14 protein-coding genes are annotated in these 15,556 nt (G+C 63.7%); 10 read left to right on the top strand and 4 right to left on the bottom strand.

From position 1 onward, the window contains the following. Window positions 1-51 precede the first annotated feature (51 nt). Entirely contained in the window at window positions 52-1,068 is a 1,017-nt protein-coding gene (locus OCL88_RS04965; protein WP_264961804.1) for a pirin family protein, read from the bottom strand. A 47-nt stretch (window positions 1,069-1,115) separates the two neighbouring features. Here OCL88_RS04965 and OCL88_RS04960 point away from each other — a divergent pair, with 47 nt between their 5' ends. The 8 genes from OCL88_RS04960 (at window position 1,116) to OCL88_RS04925 (ending at window position 10,323) form a co-directional block, all read left to right on the top strand. Then, window positions 1,116-2,912, top strand: a complete 1,797-nt coding sequence (locus tag OCL88_RS04960) for a glycoside hydrolase family 35 protein (RefSeq protein ID WP_264961803.1) — start codon at window positions 1,116-1,118, stop codon at window positions 2,910-2,912. Window positions 2,913-3,189: 277 nt separating this feature from the next. Next, complete coding sequence (gene rsgA / locus OCL88_RS04955) at window positions 3,190-4,395, top strand: ribosome small subunit-dependent GTPase A (RefSeq protein WP_264961802.1); 1,206 nt, start codon at window positions 3,190-3,192, stop codon at window positions 4,393-4,395. A gap of 161 nt (window positions 4,396-4,556) precedes the next feature. Beyond that, window positions 4,557-5,651 (top strand): ABC transporter ATP-binding protein, encoded by a 1,095-nt coding sequence (locus OCL88_RS04950; RefSeq protein WP_319951639.1) that lies wholly within the window; start codon window positions 4,557-4,559, stop codon window positions 5,649-5,651. Continuing rightward, on the top strand, window positions 5,651-6,379 hold the full coding sequence (locus OCL88_RS04945) for an ABC transporter permease (protein WP_021472521.1): 729 nt from the start codon (window positions 5,651-5,653) through the stop codon (window positions 6,377-6,379). The genes OCL88_RS04950 and OCL88_RS04945 overlap by 1 nt, the downstream gene beginning before the upstream one ends. Then, the gene (locus tag OCL88_RS04940) at window positions 6,376-7,122 is read left to right on the top strand and encodes an ABC transporter permease (RefSeq protein ID WP_021472522.1); all 747 of its coding nucleotides are present in this window, start codon (window positions 6,376-6,378) and stop codon (window positions 7,120-7,122) included. The genes OCL88_RS04945 and OCL88_RS04940 overlap by 4 nt, the downstream gene beginning before the upstream one ends. Beyond that, complete coding sequence (locus OCL88_RS04935; protein ID WP_021472523.1) at window positions 7,119-8,081, top strand: ABC transporter substrate-binding protein; 963 nt, start codon at window positions 7,119-7,121, stop codon at window positions 8,079-8,081. Before OCL88_RS04940 ends, OCL88_RS04935 begins: the two co-directional genes overlap by 4 nt. A gap of 120 nt (window positions 8,082-8,201) precedes the next feature. Further along, window positions 8,202-9,422: a pyridoxal phosphate-dependent aminotransferase gene (locus OCL88_RS04930; protein ID WP_021472524.1), complete on the top strand. Its 1,221-nt coding sequence runs from the start codon at window positions 8,202-8,204 to the stop codon at window positions 9,420-9,422. 49 nt (window positions 9,423-9,471) lie between these two features. Beyond that, window positions 9,472-10,323: a polyphosphate kinase 2 family protein gene (locus OCL88_RS04925; RefSeq protein WP_264961801.1), complete on the top strand. Its 852-nt coding sequence runs from the start codon at window positions 9,472-9,474 to the stop codon at window positions 10,321-10,323. 9 nt (window positions 10,324-10,332) lie between these two features. Here the strand turns inward: OCL88_RS04925 and OCL88_RS04920 are convergent, their stop codons facing one another. Both OCL88_RS04920 and xseA read right to left on the bottom strand, forming a co-directional pair. Next, window positions 10,333-10,566, bottom strand: a complete 234-nt coding sequence (locus OCL88_RS04920; protein ID WP_021472526.1) for an exodeoxyribonuclease VII small subunit — start codon at window positions 10,564-10,566, stop codon at window positions 10,333-10,335. A gap of 91 nt (window positions 10,567-10,657) precedes the next feature. Next, window positions 10,658-11,935, bottom strand: coding sequence for an exodeoxyribonuclease VII large subunit (gene xseA, locus OCL88_RS04915; protein ID WP_264961800.1), 1,278 nt, complete (start codon window positions 11,933-11,935; stop codon window positions 10,658-10,660). A gap of 160 nt (window positions 11,936-12,095) precedes the next feature. On the opposite strand from xseA, the gene OCL88_RS04910 reads away from it, so the two are divergent. Further along, window positions 12,096-12,971 (top strand): hypothetical protein, encoded by an 876-nt coding sequence (locus OCL88_RS04910; RefSeq protein ID WP_264961799.1) that lies wholly within the window; start codon window positions 12,096-12,098, stop codon window positions 12,969-12,971. A 9-nt stretch (window positions 12,972-12,980) separates the two neighbouring features. Further along, window positions 12,981-14,066, top strand: a complete 1,086-nt coding sequence (locus OCL88_RS04905) for a 4-hydroxy-3-methylbut-2-enyl diphosphate reductase (protein WP_062097379.1) — start codon at window positions 12,981-12,983, stop codon at window positions 14,064-14,066. An 83-nt stretch (window positions 14,067-14,149) separates the two neighbouring features. Here OCL88_RS04905 and OCL88_RS04900 read toward each other — a convergent pair whose 3' ends face one another. After that, window positions 14,150-15,409, bottom strand: a complete 1,260-nt coding sequence (locus tag OCL88_RS04900) for a DNA recombination protein RmuC (RefSeq protein WP_264961798.1) — start codon at window positions 15,407-15,409, stop codon at window positions 14,150-14,152. Window positions 15,410-15,556: the final 147 nt, after the last annotated feature.

Here is a 15,556-nt window from a genome sequence, read left to right as displayed (position 1 = left end):
CAGCGGGCGTCGGTCATGCCAGCGGGCGTCGGTCATGCCAGCGGGCGTCGGTCATTCCTGCGGGCCCCTGGTGCGCGGCTTCAGCCTGACTCCCGGCAAGGGCGGAGCGGGAATCCGGCCCGCTTCGGGCCCGGCCTCCGGCCCGTGGTCGCGGACCAGCCCGAAGCGCGCGGTGGCGGCAGCGTCGTCGTCGAGCAATCCCTGCGCCTCCCATTCTTCGCGGGCTTTTTCCACTTCGTCGTGGGTTCTCCCCACAAAGTTCCACCACATCAGCAGATCCTCGCCGAAGGGCTCGCCGCCCAGCAGCATGAAGCGGGTGTCCGGTGCGGCCTCCACCCGCAGTTGGTTCCGTCCGGCGCCCAGGTAGGCCAGTGGCCCGGCGGTGACGTTCACGCCGTCGATCACCAGCTGCCCGTCAAGGACCAGGACCGCGTGCTCAAATTCAGGCCGCAGCGGCAATGCCAGCGCGCCCGAGCCCGTGATGTCAGCACCAACAATGGGGCTGAACATGGTGGCAGGGGAGAGCACTCCGCCGAATTCGCCCACCATTACGGTGGCGGTGAAACCCTCGCCGTTGACCACCGGCAAATCCCGGTGTTGCTCAAAGGACGGTTCGCGGTGCCGGTGTGCATCGGGGAGGGCTACCCACAGCTGCAATCCGCGGGACATCGGAATTTCTTCCTGCGTTGCCGGGAGGACGGAAAATTCCGAATGCGAGATGCCGTTTCCAGCGGTCATGATGTTCAGTTCGCCCGGCTTGACCACCACGTCGCTGCCAACGCTGTCGCGGTGCCGCACCGCTCCCTCCAAGGGCCACGTGACCGTCTGGAGCCCACAGTGGGGGTGGGGGAGGACGCTCATGGCGACGCGGTCCGGCCCGAAGCTGTCAAGGAAGCACCAGGCACCCACCGTGGGCAGTCCCCGTTGCGGCAGCGTGCGGTAGACGTTCATCGCCCGCACGCCGCCAAGGGGCACTTCACGTTCCGGCCACAACTGCACACACGGACCCTGTCCTTCGACTGCGGCGGGACATACCTGCTCTGTGGGGGCCGGTTCCAGGTTGGTCATCTCATCACCTGTGCATAAATGTTGGAATTTGAGCTAATCTGTTCAGTGTGAGCAAAGCCCTCCTGAGCTACCACGACGCCCTGCTCTACCGTTCGGGTGAACCGTATCGCATCCTCGCTGGAGCCATCCACTACTTCCGTGTCCACCCCGAGCTGTGGCGGGACCGGCTCCGCCGCCTCAAAGCCATGGGAGCCAACACGGTTGACACCTACGTCGCATGGAACTTCCATCAGCCAAAGAAGGACCAAGCCCCGGATTTCACGGGTTGGCGGGATCTGGGACGCTTCATCGATACCGCTGCCGGGGAAGGCCTGGACGTCATTGTCCGGCCCGGCCCCTACATCTGCGCCGAATGGGACAACGGCGGCTTCCCGGCGTGGCTGACCGGCGTCCCCGGGATCGGGCTGCGGTGCATGGACCCGGACTTCACGGAGGCGGTGGAGGAGTGGTTTGACCAGTTGCTCCCCATTGTTGCGTCCCGGCAGGCATCGCAGGGAGGGCCTGTGGTTGCGGTGCAGATCGAGAACGAGTACGGCAGTTACGGGGACGACCACGACTACCTGCAGTGGAACCGGCAGGCGCTCCAGGAGCGCGGCATCACTGAGCTGCTCTTCACCGCAGACGGAGGCACGGACTACTTCCTGGACGGCGGCTCGATCGAGGGTACGTGGGCCGCGGCTACGTTGGGGAGCCGCGGTGATGAAGCCATCGAAACGTGGAAGCGGCGGCGTCCCGGAGAACCCTTCTTCACGGTGGAATTTTGGGGTGGATGGTTTGACCATTGGGGCGAGCACCATCACCGGCGGGACCCCGAAGAAGCGGCCGCCGAGGCTCGCCGCATCCTCGAGCCTGGTGGTTCCCTCTGCGTTTACATGGCCCACGGAGGAACAAACTTCGGCCTGGGCTCCGGCAGCAACCATGACGGCCGCCTGCTCCAACCCACGGTCACAAGTTACGACTCCGACGCTCCGATCGCCGAGGACGGCAGCCTCACACCGAAGTTCCATGCCTTCCGGCGGGAGTTCCACCGGGCGCAGGGAATCCAGGACCTCCCCGAGCTGCCCGCCGATCTTCTGACCCCGCCTCCGGTTCTCCCCGCCCGCACGCTGACGCTCTCGGAAGGCCAGGAACTGTGGGATTCGGCCCGCGGTTCCGGCAAACCGGTCACCAGCGTCAGGCCGCTCAGCTTCGAGGAGCTGGGGCTCGACGGCGGCATGGTGCTTTACGAGGCAACGGCAACCCTCCCGGGACGACCGGGGGCCCCTGCGGAAAGCCGCATCAGGATTTCCGGGCTGAACGATCGCGCGTACCTCCGGGTCGATGGCCGTTATGTGGGGGTCCTGGACGACGTCACGGGCACTGAAGGAATTGCCGTCACCGGAGAGGGCGCCCCGGCCAAACTGGAAATCCTCGTCGAGAACCTGGGCCGCATTAACTACGGTCCCATGACGGGCCACGGCAAGGGCATCCTGGGCGGCGTCCTGATCAACCAGCGCTATACATTCCACTGGACGCAGACCCCTGTTGCCTTGGCCGAGTGGACGCAGGATACCCTCCAGCGTCTTGCCGAAGCCTCCTTTGAAGTATCCGAACCGGCGGATACCTACATTGCCCTTCCGCGCTCCACCAAGGGATTTATCTGGCTCAACGGTTTCCTCCTTGGCCGCTTTTGGAACAAGGGACCGCAAGCGACGCTGTATGCCCCGGCCCCTTTGCTGAGGGCTGGCCTCAACAGCATCAGGGTCCTTGAACTCGAGAAGGCGGGGAACGTCGTCGAACTCCGGGAAAAGCCGGACTTGGGACCGGCCGAGGCCGGTCCCATCGCCGCAGCCGAGCTGGGCTGATGCCGAACATCCGGGCTCCCAAGGTGGAAAGCCCGCGCCAATCGGGTCCTGAGGTCTGGTCAGGAGCTCCGAAGCTGGCTATCCTGAACCCTGTTGCCAATTGTTTGGACACTGACGGCTGCTTATAGGCCGGTCCTGATGCCGAGGAGGTGGATTTGATGACTGCCATAGTCCTGCGCGCCCCGCTCACAGTCGCGGCGCATCATCACACCACCACCCACGTCCCGGCATCCACCTGCCAGAGCTAGGTCTGCCGGGCCTCACAAGAGGCACTGAATTGCACACTTACGCTTCATCAAGCGACCCCTCCATTACTGAAAACAACGCGACTGAAAACAGCGCGGTTGTAAACACCGCGGCTCCGCCGGATCATGGCCCCATCGAATACGGGTTCACTCCCGCCACGGCCGGGCATTTCCGGGACAACCCCGTCCCGGAGAAGGGAGATTGCACGCCCGGCCGGATCGTGAGGCTGGATAGGAACCGAGTCCTTGTCGCATCCAGCGAGGGCCTGCTGCACCTGCCGTACCCCTCCCAAGGGCCTGCCCCTGCCACGGGCGACTGGGTCTGGCTGGGCCACAACACGGCAGGTGAGCCTGCCGTCGTCGCGATCCTCCCGCGCCTGTCGGCACTTAGCCGTAAACGCGCCTTCGAATCCTCCTCCGAGGAGCAGGTCCTCGGGGCAAACATCGACATCGTGGCGGTAGTTGTCCCCATGGACCGTCCACTGACCCACAACCGGCTCGAACGAACCCTGGTAGCCGCTTGGGATTCAGGGGCAACGCCTTTGGTGGTCATCACCAAGGCGGACCTTGCCAACATCGCGGACGACGTCGTCGGGGAAGTGCTGCTGCAGGCAGCCGGCGTGGACGTTGTCACCACATCGGCGGAACAGGGCGACGGCATCGACGAGCTCCTGAGACACATCCCGGCGGGGGCGACCCTCGTGATGTTGGGACCCTCCGGTGCCGGTAAATCCACGCTCATCAACGCGCTCACGGGGCGTCGGCAGCAGGCCGCGGGTGCAGTCCGCACCGGCGACGGCAAGGGCAGGCACACCACGACGTCCCGGGAACTGGTTCCCCTTCCCGGCGGAGCCGTGCTGATGGACACCCCGGGAGTCCGCGGCTTCGGCCTCTTTGATGCCGACGACGGCATGGAAGAAATGTTCGGGGATCTCGAAGAACTCTTTGAACAATGCAGGTTCTCCGATTGCTCCCATCAAGCCGAGCCTGGCTGCGCCGTGCTGGAGGCCCTGGCCGGCGGCTCCCTGGATCAACGGAGGTGGGCCAGCTACCTGAAACTCCAAAAAGAATTGGCCGCACTCAACCGGAAGCACGACGCTGCTGCTCGCCGCGCCTACCAGCGGGAATGGCACCAGAAGGTGGTGTCGGCCGAACGTGGGCAACGTGCCGCCGAAAGGTATCGCCATGATCTGGCTGAGGAAAGGTCGGCCAGAAAGGGAAAGCGGCGGGGGCGTTGACGTTTATTGCCGATTCATTACGGAATACGTGGCGCCGCTGACATCGCAAGGCCTGCTGGCTACTCTGGGGGAAGATCGGCTTTACAGCCAAAGTCAGTGTGCTTATGATCATTTGGCTCTACCGTCCGAGGATGTCGACTTACAGATAGGTAAGCCCAGGTATGGCCGAAGCCATGATTGAGTTCCAGAGCGTTACCAAGCGGTACCAGGGGGGACAGCCGGCGGTTGACGATCTGACCATGTCCATCGACAAAGGCGCCATCACAGTCTTCGTCGGTCCCTCAGGCTGCGGCAAGACCACGTCGCTCCGGATGATCAACCGCATGGTGGAGCCCACTTCGGGCTCCATCACGGTGGACGGCAAAGACATTTCCCAGGTACCGGCAGCGCAACTCCGCCGCTCCATGGGCTACGTCATGCAGTCAGCAGGCCTGCTTCCCCACCGATCCGTCCTGGACAACATCGCCACGGTTCCCCGGCTCAACGGCGTGACCAAGGCAGCGGCGCGGAAACGCGCCGCTGAACTGCTCGACGTCGTCGGGCTGGCTTCCAGCCTCGGCAAACGGTACCCGTCACAGTTGTCCGGAGGACAGCAGCAGCGCGTTGGCGTAGCCCGTGCGCTCGCCGCCGATCCTCCGATCCTCCTGATGGATGAACCCTTCAGCGCCGTTGACCCGGTGGTCCGCGACGAGCTCCAGCAGGAACTGCTGAGACTGCAGCGGGAGTTGGCCAAGACCATCGTGTTCGTCACCCACGACATCGACGAGGCGACAGTCCTGGGGGACAAGGTGGCGGTCTTTGCCGTGGGCGGAAAGCTGGCCCAGTACTCGGCTCCTGAAGAAATCCTTCGGGCACCGGCCAACGACTTCGTCGCCTCCTTCGTGGGCAGGGATCGGGGCTTCCGGCACCTCGCCTTCAACGCTGCCGACTCCGTGCAACTGCACCCCGTCACTATGGTGAGTGTCTCCGACGGGCACCACGCCGGCCGCGAATCGGGGGAGTGGGCGCTGGTGGTGGATCAGGATTCCCGGCCTCTGGGTTGGTCATCGCCCCGCGACGGCGCCGGCATCATTCCCGGGGGTTCGCTGTTCCGCAAGGGGGACACGCTGCGCCGGGCTTTGGATGCGGCACTGTCCTCGCCGTCTGGGTTGGGCGTCGCAGTGGACGACGACGGCAGGGTTGCCGGAGTCCTCAAGGCGCCGGAAGTCCTTGCCCTCATCGAGGAAGTCCGCCGCCACCGCGAGGACGCCACCTGATGGAGTGGTTCATCGCGAACAGCGCAATGGTGTTCGGCCTCGCGGGACAGCACCTGGTCCTGGCGGTCGTTCCCATGGTCCTTGGACTGTTGATCTCCATCCCACTGGCCCAATTGGCCCGCCGCAACCGTACGCTGCGGTCCGTGGTGGCCACAGCCACGTCCCTGCTTTACACCATTCCGTCCTTGGCGCTGTTCATCATCCTGCCAACCATCCTCGGCACCCGGATCCTCGATCCCCTCAACGTCGTTGTGGCGTTGACTATCTATGCCGTGGCACTCCTGGTCAGGGCAGCCATGGATGCCTTCGATTCCGTGGACGACGACCTCCGGAACGCGGCCGTCGCCATGGGTTTCAAGCCTTTGGCCCGTTTCTTCCAGGTGGACCTTCCGTTGTCCCTGCCGGTCCTGTTCGCCGGCCTTCGCGTCGTTTCGGTCAGCAACATTTCGCTGGTGAGCGTAGCCGCCCTGCTGGGAGTGGGGAACCTGGGAATCCTGTTCACGGACGGCCTCCAGCGCACCTTCGTGACTGAGGTTGTTGTTGGCATCATCGCCATCCTGGTGCTGGCCTTGGTGATGGACGGAATCCTGGTGGTCCTTGAACGCGTCCTGACGCCGTGGACCCGGGCATCGGGAACGGGCGGCCGCCCGGCCACCCAGGCGTCAGTCACCGAACCAAAGGCAGGGACCGCCGTCGTCAGCCGTCCGGAACCGGGGGCGTCGGCATGAGCAACGTCTTCACCGACACCGTGGCCTGGTTGGCCGATCCACTCCATTGGAGCGGCAGCGGCGGTATCCCCGTCCGCCTGGCCGAGCATCTGCAGTACAGCGGGCTGGTCTTGCTGATTGCAGCTGCCATCTCCATTCCGGTGGGACTCTTCATCGGCCACACCGGGCGCGGGCGCGTCGTAGCCGTAGCCTTGGCAGGCGCCTTGCGGGCCTTGCCCACCTTGGGTTTGCTGGTGCTGTTCGCACTGCTGGCCGGCAGCGGACTGATGCCTCCCGTGTGGGCCCTGGTGATCCTCACCGTTCCGCCGTTGCTCGCCGGTACGTACGCAGGCATTTCCAGTGTTGACCGTTCAGTAGTGGACGGGGCGCGTGCCATGGGCATGACCGAACTCCAGATCCTGTTCAAGGTGGAGGTGCCCAACGGGCTGCAGGTGATGTTCGGCGGTATCCGGACAGCTGTGCTGCAGGTGATCGCCACAGTGTCGGTGGTCGCCTACCTTCCCCTGGGCGGCCTTGGCCGCTACTTGTTCGACGGGCTGGTCCTGCAGGACTTCCCGCGCATGCTTGCCGGTTCCTTCCTCATCGCGGCACTGGCGATCGCCGTGGACCTCATCCTCGCCGCCGTTCAACGCCTGGCCCTCTCACCCGGGCTCACCCTCGATTCACGCGGAAGCCACAAGGCAACCGCCGATTCCACAGCCACAGCTCCCGCAGGGGCTGCCGTTCAAGGAGGTACACCATGAAACACACCAACCCCACGTCCCTTACACGCCGGGGCCTCGGCGGCCTGGCAGCCGGCCTCGGTGTGGCGCTTGCGCTGAGCGCATGCGGTGGCGGCACCCCCTTGGATTCGCCCTCCACTTCGGCAGGTACCGGGTCTGCGGACTCCGGGGCTCCACTGGTGGTGGGATCGGCCGACTTCCCTGAAAGCCAGGTCATCGGTGAGATCTACGCCGGCGCGCTCAACGCAGCAGGCGTCACAGCCAGCACCAAGCCCAACATTGGCTCGCGGGAGATCTACTTCAAGGCCGTCCAGGACGGCTCGGTGGACATTGTTCCGGACTATTCCGGCAACCTGCTGTCCTACGTGGACACCGAGGCCACCGAAGTTTCGGCCGAAGACGTCTATAAGGCCCTTCCGGGGAAGCTGCCCGAGGGGCTGGCCGTCCTTGAACCGGCGAAGGCCGAGTCCAAGGACGCCATGGTGGTCACCAAGGCTACGGCAGAAAAGTACCAGTTGAAGTCCATCGAGGACCTCGCCAAGGTGTGCAAGGACTTCACCATGGCAGCGCCGGCCACTTTCGAGACACGCGCTTACGGCTTCCCCGGTTTGAAGAAGAACTACAACTGCGAACTGAAGGGCCTGCAGCCCTTCAACGACGGCGGCGGCAACCTGACGCTCCAGGCACTCCTGGAAGACAAGGTGCAGGTGGCCGACATCTACACCACCACCCCGTCCATCGCCGACAACGACCTCGTGGTCCTCGAAGATCCGAAGAACAACTTCAAGGCCCAGCAGGTCCTGCCGCTCTACAACAAGTCCAAGATGACGGACAAGGCGAAGGAAGCGCTCAACAACGTTTCCAAGATCCTCACCACCGAGGACCTGATCAACCTGAACCGCTCCGTCAGTGGCGACCAGAAGCAGAGCGCCAAGGATGCTGCCGCCGCATGGCTGAAGGACAAGGGCATCGTCAAGTAGCACTTGGGTATAACCGCGTACGACGGCGGTGACGGACCTGCGGGGGTCCGTCACCGCCGTCGGTCTCTCTGTGAGTGATGTCTCAACGGAAGCGCATGACCCCTGTGGCATATTTGAGGGATGGCGAATTTCAAGCAGTCCACCAAGCTTCATAATGTCCTCTACGACATCCGTGGACCGATTCTTCAGGCCGCCCAGCAAATGGAGGCGGAGGGTCACAGGATCCTCAAACTGAACATCGGAAACCCGGCACCCTTTGGGTTTGAAGCGCCTGACGCCATCTTGGTGGACATGATCCGCCACCTTCCAAATGCCCAGGGCTACAGTGACTCCCGCGGTATCTTCTCCGCCCGTACGGCGGTGTCGCAGTACTACCAGACGCGCGGCATCCAGAACATCCATGTGGATGATATCTACCTGGGCAACGGGGTCAGCGAACTCATCACCATGTCCCTCATGGCGTTGCTTGAGGACGGCGACGAAGTCCTCATCCCCACCCCGGACTACCCCTTGTGGACGGCGTCCGTCTCTTTGGCAGGCGGCCGTCCCGTCCACTACCTGACCGACGAGGAATCGGGATGGCAGCCGGATCTTGATGACATGGAATCGAAGATCACGCCACGCACCAAGGGCATCGTCGTCATCAATCCCAACAACCCCACGGGAGCGGTCTACCCCGAAGAGACCCTGAAGAAGATTGTCGCCCTGGCCGAAAAGCACGGGCTGGTGATTTTCGCCGACGAGATCTACGAGAAGATCCTGTACGAAGACGCCGTCCACGTGAACCTGGCGGGCCTGACCGGCGATGACGTGCTGTGCCTGACGTTCAGCGGACTGTCCAAGGCGTACCGCGTCTGTGGCTACCGGGCCGGCTGGATGGCTATCTCCGGCCCCAAGAAGGACGCCGCGGACTACCTTGAAGGCATCAACCTCCTGGCGAATATGCGCCTGTGCGCGAACGTTCCGGCCCAGCACGCCATCCAAACGGCGCTGGGTGGTTACCAGAGCATCAACGACCTCATCCTCCCCGGCGGCAGGCTCCTTGAGCAGCGCAACAAAGCCCACGACCTCTTGAACGCCATTCCGGGTGTGAGCACGCAGCAAGCCAGGGGAGCCCTCTACCTGTTCCCCAAGCTGGACCCGGAGGTTTACCACATCCGGGACGACGAGAAGTTTGTCCTGGACCTCTTGAGGGAACAGAAGATCCTTGTCTCGCACGGCAGGGCCTTCAACTGGGTGCGCCCTGACCACTTCCGCATGGTGACGCTGCCCAACGTCAAGGACATCGAGGAAGCAATCGGCCGCATGGCGGACTTCCTGTCGAGGTATCCGGGCAACTAGCCTGAATCCCAGGGCGCCACGGGGGCGTCGTCCGGCAGAAAGGCTAGCCATGGTTGCAGTTGAGTTCGCCAAGAGTCCCGCAGAAACGTTGAAGGTCGGTTCGGGGTTTACGCTCGCAAGCGTGGATCCCGAATCGACGCCCGGCTACACAGGCAACAAGGTTGACGGGAAGGCCTTGCTGGGCGCGCAGGACGACAGGCTGGCTGAGCTTCAGGAACAGCTGTTTGCCGAAGGTAAGTTCGGCGGCAACAAACGCCTGCTGTTGATTCTTCAGGCCATGGATACGGCCGGCAAGGGCGGAATAGTCAGCCACGTCGTCGGCGCCATGGATCCCCAAGGCGTCCACCTCACGGCGTTCAAGGCGCCCACGGATGAGGAAAAAGCGCACGATTTCCTCTGGCGGATCGAGAAGCAGGTTCCGGCCGCCGGCATGGTGGGCGTCTTCGACCGCTCCCAGTATGAGGATGTCCTCATCCATCGCGTCCACGGTTGGGCCGACGCCAAGGAGCTGGAACGGCGGTACGCAGCCATCAACGATTTCGAAGCCAGGCTTACCGAACAGGGCACCACGATCGTCAAGGTCATGCTCAACATCAGTAAGGACGAGCAGAAGGAGCGTTTGATCGCCCGCTTGGACGATCCCAGCAAGCACTGGAAGTACAGCCGTGGCGACCTCACCGAGCGGGCCCACTGGGATGACTACATGAAGGCGTACGAGGCTGCCTTTGTGGAAACCTCTACGGACACAGCTCCGTGGCACGTAGTTCCTGCCAACAAGAAGTGGTACGCACGGATCGCTGTCCAGGAGTTGCTGTTGGAGGCACTGCGGGGGATGTCGTTGGACTGGCCCAAGGCGGAATTCGACGTTGCCGCAGAGCGCGCGCTCGTGGCGGAATCCTAAGCTTTCGGGTTACTCCGGGGCGTTGCCCGGTTCACGGGCAGCCGCCAAGCGCTTCCGTGCTCCTTCGAGCCACTCCTCGCAGCGCTTGGCCAGGGCCTCTCCGCGCTCCCACAACGCCAGGGACTCCTCGAGGCTTGCTCCGCCTGCCTCGAGCCGCCCAACGACGGCCACCAGCTGTTCCCGTGCCTCTTCGTAGCTCAGCCCGTCCAAGGCATCAGGTGTTTGGCTGCTGTTCTCGGTCATTGAAAATCCTTTTGTCTTAGTGCTGCTGCCAGCGGGCGAGTGGGCGTGCCCGGCGGCTGTTTCGTTTTCCTTGGGTGCGCCCGGCGTTAGGTTATCGTTCGGCGATTTCGGCCTGGCCGGCGGACGTCGCCCGGAACCTGCCGTCTGCTACCCGGATCGAGAGGGGCGTGTCTTCGGGTACCTGTTCCGGGCTGGTGACCACGGTGTGCCCTGCCTGATCCTCACCGATGATCTGCACTACGGCGTAACCCCGGTCAAGGGTCTTTTGCGGAGACAGCGCACGCACCTGGGCGCGCAGGTGGTGCACCTGGTCAAGGGCACGCACTACCGCCGAGTTCACGGCAGTGTGGGACCTCTGCCTAAGACGCGCGACCTCGTCGGCGCGGACATCCACCAGCTTATCCGGGGCTGCCAGGACCGGACGCGACCTTAGCGCGTGCAGCCTGTCGGTTTCCCGATCCACCATCCTTCCGATGCTGCGCCTCAGGTGGTCGCGTGCCTGCCGCACCGCCGCAAGTTCCTCTGAAACGTCCGGCACAATCCGCTTTGCCGCATCGGTGGGCGTCGACGCCCGGAGGTCGGCAACGTCATCAAGGATCGGACGGTCGGCCTCGTGGCCAATGGCGCTCACCACCGGGGTGGTTGCTGCGGCCACGGCCCGGATGAGGTCCTCGTTGCTGAAAGGCAGGAGGTCTTCCAATGCTCCGCCGCCCCTGGCCATGACAATGACATCGATGTGCGGATCCGCATCCAGTTTCCGGAGCGCCCCGATGATCTGCGATACGGCCGTGTTGCCTTGGACCGCAACTTCGCGGACATCGAACTCCACGGCGGGCCAGCGGAGCGCAGCGTTCCGCAGGACGTCCTTCTTGGCGTCCGAATCCCGGCCGGTGATGAGTCCGATCCGGTGGGGGAGGAGCGGTAACTTGCGTTTCCGGGATTCGGCAAAGAGGCCCTCGGCAGCCAGCGCCTGGCGTAGCCGTTCGATCCTGGCGAGAAGATCGCCCAGGCCCACCGGCCGGATGTCCTTGACGGACATGTTGAGCCGTCCGGTCTTGACCCAGAAGTCTGCCTTCACCAAGGCCACCACGCGGGAGCCCCGTTCCAAGGGAGTCCGCTGGCGGTCCAGGACTGTGGACCACACGGAGGCGGGCAGGGAGATTTCGTCGTCGATGTCCCGCAAGGTGAGGAAGGCGTTGCCTCCGCGGCGGTTCATTTCAATAACCTGGCCCTCGATCCAGGCTGCAGGTGCGCGCTCAATGTGGGCTTTGAGCTTGCGGGACAACAGTTGGAGCGGCCACGGATTGTCCGGGCTGGTCTCCGCAGCAGTACCGGGCAGGGTCGATTCGGGTCTGGCTTCAGCTGACATCAGTGATCCGTGCGTTGTCCTGCATGTGTTTGTCCTCGCTAGCGCTGCTGTTGCCGTTGCCGGCGCCTTCCAACTCTATCCATAGCCTCAACCCCGGGTCCGACATTTTTCCCCGTATGTGGACAGCCTAGGATGGTGGCACTGCCCCCGAACCTCAAGGATGACTGTGCGTACCTTTGTTTCTGCAGTGGGAGTGATCCTTGCGTTGTTGCTGACAGCAGTGGCTGTACCGGCAGCGTGGGTGGACACCAACGTGGTCAAGGAAGATGGCTTCGTCCGGATGGCTGCGGCGCTGGGAAACGATCCCGGCTTTCAGCAACGGCTCGCCGCTGCTGCAGCGGGCACCTTTGAATCGTCTGTCCCGCTTCCGGAACCCGTCCGAGACCTTGCTGCCGGAGCCATCAAGGATGCCGCGTCCGGCATGCAATCCTGGAGCGACTACCCGCAGGCTTGGGAGGAGACCGCGAGGAACAGCCACCGCCTGAACTTCGGCACCGTCCAGACGGAGGAGGCGCAGTCACCAACCGCGCTGCAGTTGGATATTGCTCCGCTGGTGCGGCTGATCCGGGATCACTTTGCCTCCTCCACGGGCATCCGGTTGGACGTACCCGAACAGAGCGTCGTAACTCTCGGCCAACCCGCACAACGGCAGGTCATTGAACGTGTTTCTGCGTTTGCCCCGCTGTGGTGGGTGGCCGCCGTCGGTGCCGTACTGTCCGCCTTGCTTGTCCTCGCCGCAGCGCGGCGGCGCGCGGTGGTCCTGACCTTCTTGGGGCTGGGCGGGCTGACATTGGCTGCAGTGTGGACGACGACGGCGGACATCGCCGTCAGTGCTGCGCAAGACCTCTCCAGCGGCAACAGTGTGGCGGAACTCTTCAAGGAGGAGTTCCTCGCCTCGGCCAGATCCGGCTTCGGGGAATGGATTGCGGCGAGCATATGGGCCTCTGGCGGAATGCTGGCGTTGGGCGTCATTGCGTGGCTTCTCACAGGGAGAGGACGGTCACGTTCTGCGGACCGGTCCGGCACTGGCCGGTAACATTGAAGGATGACCAGCACAGCAGTTTCTATTCCGATGCCCACGGTGCCCCGCAGACGTCGATCTCCTGAAGAGGTGCTGGCTGCCGCCCCGGTTACGGGAACCAAGAAAGTCCTGCTGGCAGCTCCCCGCGGTTACTGTGCCGGTGTGGACCGGGCCGTCATCGCGGTGGAGAAAGCGCTGGAGCACTACGGTCCGCCCGTCTATGTACGGAAGCAGATCGTGCACAACGTGCATGTTGTTACCTCCCTCGAAGAAAAGGGCGCCATTTTCGTTGACGAGACGGACGAGGTTCCTGAGGGTGCCCTGGTCATTTTCTCGGCGCATGGCGTGTCTCCGGCCGTTGTTCAATCCGCAGAGGACCGCGGCCTGCGGACCATCGATGCCACGTGCCCGCTGGTCACCAAGGTCCACCGTGAAGCAGTTCGCTTCGCGAAGGAGGACTACGACATCCTGCTGATCGGCCACGACGGCCACGAGGAAGTCGAAGGAACCGCCGGCGAAGCCCCGGAACACATCCAGATCATCAACGGCCCCCACGAGGTGGGCAAGGTGACTGTCCGCGACCCCGAGAAGACCATCTGGCTCTCCCAGACAACCCTGAGCGTTGACGAGACCATGGAGACCGTGCGGATGCTCAAAGAGCGCTTCCCCACCCTCCAGGATCCGCCCAGTGACGATATTTGCTACGCCACCACCAACCGCCAGGTAGCCATCAAGAAGATCGCTCCCCAGGCTGACTTGGTGATCGTGGTTGGTTCGGCCAACTCCTCCAACTCCGTCCGCCTCGTCGAGGTAGCCCTTGAATACGGGGCCAAAGCGTCCTACCGGGTGGACTTCGCCAATGAGGTGGACGAAAGCTGGTTCGAAGGCGTGGCCACGGTGGGCGTGACTTCAGGGGCATCCGTTCCCGAGGTCCTGGTCCAGGACGTGCTCCGGCTTTTGGCCGACTATGGCTACGGCGAGGTCCAGGAAGTTGTCACGGCAGAGGAAGACCTCCTTTTCTCGCTGCCCAAGGAACTCCGCGCAACGCTCAAGCAAGCCGGCGACGTCAGCCGTGCCTTGGGCGGACGGGGCAACCGCCCCACGTCCTAACGGTTCGTGATCGTCAACGGCCCGGTTGCTTGCATCGACAGGATGCAAGCAACCGGGCCGTTTCCTTATGCCCTGTCAGGTCCTCAGGCGGCAGACTCCCTGCTTGCATCTGCGTCGATGCCCCTGTCGCTCGTCTCTACAGCGAGGAGTTCGGGTGCTGCGAGGGAGCGCGGGACCACTTCCACCGAAGCAGGTGAGGTGAGGCCGGCGTCATCCATGGTGTTGAGCTTGCGCGCGGTCGGAAGAACCCGGGCTTCAAGCGTGCCAACCATCGCGTTGTAACGGTCCACGGACGTCTTCAGTGAGCTGCCCAGCTTGCCGACATTTTCCCCCAAGGTGCCCATGCGCTCGTAAAGCTGCTTGGCCAGCTCGAAGAGCTCGTGCGCGCTGTCCGTGAGGACGTCCTGGCGCCAGGTGAACGCCACCGACTTGAGGACTGCCAAGAGCGTTCCGGGCGATGCCAGGACGACGTTCTTGGAGAGCGCATGCTCCAGGAGCCCGGCGTCCGCTTCCAGAGCCGAGGCTAGGATCGACTCCGCCGGCAGGAAACAGATCACTAACTCGGGGGAGTTGCCCGGGATGTCCCAGTACTTCTTTGCCGCCAAGGCGTCAATGTGGGCCTTGAGGGCCTTCGCATGCTGGGCCAGAAGACTCTTGGAATCCTGACGGGCCTGGTCCGTGACTGATTCTCCCAGAGCACCCTCTCCGTGGATCTGTTCCTGCGCCGCGAGGTACGACCCAAGAGGTACCTTGGCGTCCACCACCAGTTGCTTGCTGCCCGGCAATTGGACCACGAGGTCGGGCCGCAGCGTGTTCTCACTCCGCCCGGAATGGACTTGCTCGTAGAAGTCGACGTGGCGCATCATTCCGGAGGCCTCAACCACCCGGCGGAGCTGGACTTCGCCCCACTGGCCACGGGCACTGTTGGAACGGAGAGCCGAGGCCAGCGCATGCGTCGACCTCAGGAGTTGTTCGTCGGACAGGCGGGCATCCTGCAACTGCTGGGCGAGCTGGCCGTACTGCTCAACGCGGTCGCGCTCCAGCAGCGAGACCTGCTGCTGGACGGCTGTCAGCTTCTCCGCAACCGGAGCCAGGGCGCGTAGCACGCTGCCGTCCGAGTTCCTGGATTCGCTGAGCTCGCGGTTCTGTGCGAACAAAAGGCGACGTTCGGCGTCGGCGGCTGCGTACTGGGCGGTCACCTCCGACAGGCGCGCCGAAACGGCGTCGAAATCCGCTTCCAATCCCGCACCCCGGCGACGGAAGACAACGTACGCGATGCCAAGTCCCAGTGCTGCTCCGATGAGCAGCATCAACAAGGCCAGAACCAATCCAAATCCATCCATGCAGTAACCCTGTCACAGGGGTACGACAGTTTTAGTGCAGGGCCCTGCCGGGGTGTCCCAACCCGGAGGGAGCTGAATCGGAACGGCGTGCGCTAGCTGTAGTTCCCAGGGACGTTGTGAACAGCGTGGCGTGATGTAAAGGACGAG

Origin of the sequence: Paenarthrobacter sp. PAE-2 (genome assembly GCF_026013155.1) — a bacterium.
In the GTDB taxonomy this organism is placed as follows: Bacteria; Actinomycetota; Actinomycetes; order Actinomycetales; family Micrococcaceae; genus Arthrobacter; species Arthrobacter ureafaciens.
The sequence above is the reverse complement of the archived record's forward strand: the minus strand, read 5'-3'. Positions and strand labels throughout refer to the sequence as shown.